2 protein-coding genes are annotated in these 1697 nt (G+C 71.6%); one reads left to right on the top strand and one right to left on the bottom strand.

The window, feature by feature from the left end; all coding sequences use genetic code 11:
* A partial coding sequence (locus HMPREF0058_RS06580) for a chorismate-binding protein (protein WP_006548971.1) occupies nucleotides 1-534 on the top strand: 534 nt, incomplete at its 5' end.
* On the opposite strand, the gene HMPREF0058_RS06575 is transcribed toward HMPREF0058_RS06580, so the two are convergent.
* Nucleotides 531-1697 (bottom strand): S1C family serine protease (locus tag HMPREF0058_RS06575; protein WP_081449196.1); only part of this gene is annotated, 1167 nt, incomplete at its 5' end. The genes HMPREF0058_RS06580 and HMPREF0058_RS06575 overlap by 4 nt on opposite strands.

Here is a 1697-nt window from a genome sequence, read left to right as displayed (position 1 = left end):
GGCGCCCGCGAGCGCGAGGCCGCTCGTCTGGCGGCGTGGCTGGAGGGCTCACAGAAGAACAACCGGGAGCACGCCCTGGCCAGGGCCTCCGCCCTCAAGGCGCTGGAGCCCTTGTGCTCGGTGGTCCAGGCCCCACCTCGCCACGTCATCACGCTGCCCAATGTCCTGCACCTGGCCTCGGACGTCACCGGGGTGGTAGCCGGGGACACCGGTGCCCTGTCCCTGGTGGGCGCGCTGCACCCGACCGCAGCCGTCGGCGGCACCCCCACGCCGGCCGCGCTGGCGGTGATCGAGGCTGAGGAAGGCATGGACCGCGGCCGCTACGCCGGCCCGGTGGGCTGGGTGGACTGGCACGGCGAAGGCGAGTGGTGCATCGCCCTACGCTCGGGCCAGCTCTCCGGCGCCCCGGCCGGCCCCCAGGCCCCGGTGCGGGTCTTCGGAGGGGGCGGGATCATGCCCGACTCCGAGCCGGGCGACGAGCTGGCCGAGACCGAGGCGAAGATGCGCCCCATGCTCGCCGCCCTGGGCGCTTAGGAGTCCTCGCGCTCAGCCAGTGTCGCCTCGACCTGCTGCTCCTGGCCGGCCCGCACGATCGTGAGGGTGACGGTGTCCCCGGCCGAGTACTGACGCACGAATCCGGTCAGCGCCGCGGCCTGGCTCGTGGCCTTGCCGTCGATGGCGGTGATGAGGTCGCCCTCCTTCAGCCCTGCCTTCTCCGCCGGCGAGCCGGACTCGACCGAGCCGACCTGGGCGCCTGCGCGCGTGACGTCCCCGACCTGGGCCGCGCCGTCGCCGATCGAGACTCCCAGGTAGGCGTGAGTGGCCTTGCCGGACTCGATGAGCTGGTTGGCGACCTTGGTAGCGAGGTTGCCCGGGATGGCGAAGCCCAGTCCGATCGAGCCCGAGCTCTCAGAGACCTGGGCGATCGAGCTGGTGATGCCGATGACCTTGCCCGTCTCATCGAAGAGCGGGCCACCGGAGTTGCCCGGGTTGATCGCGGCGTCGATCTGGATGGCGTTGGTGTAGGTCTGCGAGGTCGTGGTGGTCTGCGGGCGCAGGAACTGCTCCAGCCCCTCCGGCAGCCCCGAGGACCCCTCGGACTGGGTCGGGGAGTCGTCGGACTCCTCCTGGGTGGTGACCACAGGACGGTTGACCGCCGAGACGATGCCGGTGGTCACGGTCGAGGACAGGCCGAGCGGGTTGCCGATCGCCATGACGTCCTGGCCGGTGACCACCTGGTCGGAGTCACCGAACTGTGCCACGGTGAGGTCCGAGGGGGCGTCGGTGAGCTTGATGACGGCCAGGTCCGTGGCCGGGTCGGTTCCGGTCAGCTCGGCGGCGTAGATCCGGCCGTCAGCCAACGTCACCTGGATCTGCGAGGCGCCCGCCACGACGTGGTTGTTCGTCACCACGTGCCCCTCGGAGTCGTAGATGACGCCGGAGCCCACGGCGGTGCCGGAGGCAGTCTTGACGGTGATCGAGACCACCGAGTTGGCTACGGCGTTGGTCACGGCCTCCCAGTCAGGTGCCGTCCCGGTCGAGGAGACGGTCTTGGTGGTCGAGCCGGTCGCCACGGACATCGGCGCCGAGGCCGTGGGAGAGCCGGAGGAGCCTGCGTAGTGCATGACGGCGGCGGTGCCTCCCGAGGCCAGCAGCGCCGCAGCCAGGGTCGCGGCGATGACGCCGCCCCAGCCCGG

It is taken from the genome of Actinomyces urogenitalis DSM 15434, from assembly GCF_000159035.1.
Classification (GTDB): Bacteria; Actinomycetota; Actinomycetes; order Actinomycetales; family Actinomycetaceae; genus Actinomyces; species Actinomyces urogenitalis.
This window is presented reverse-complemented; position numbering and strand designations above follow the sequence as displayed.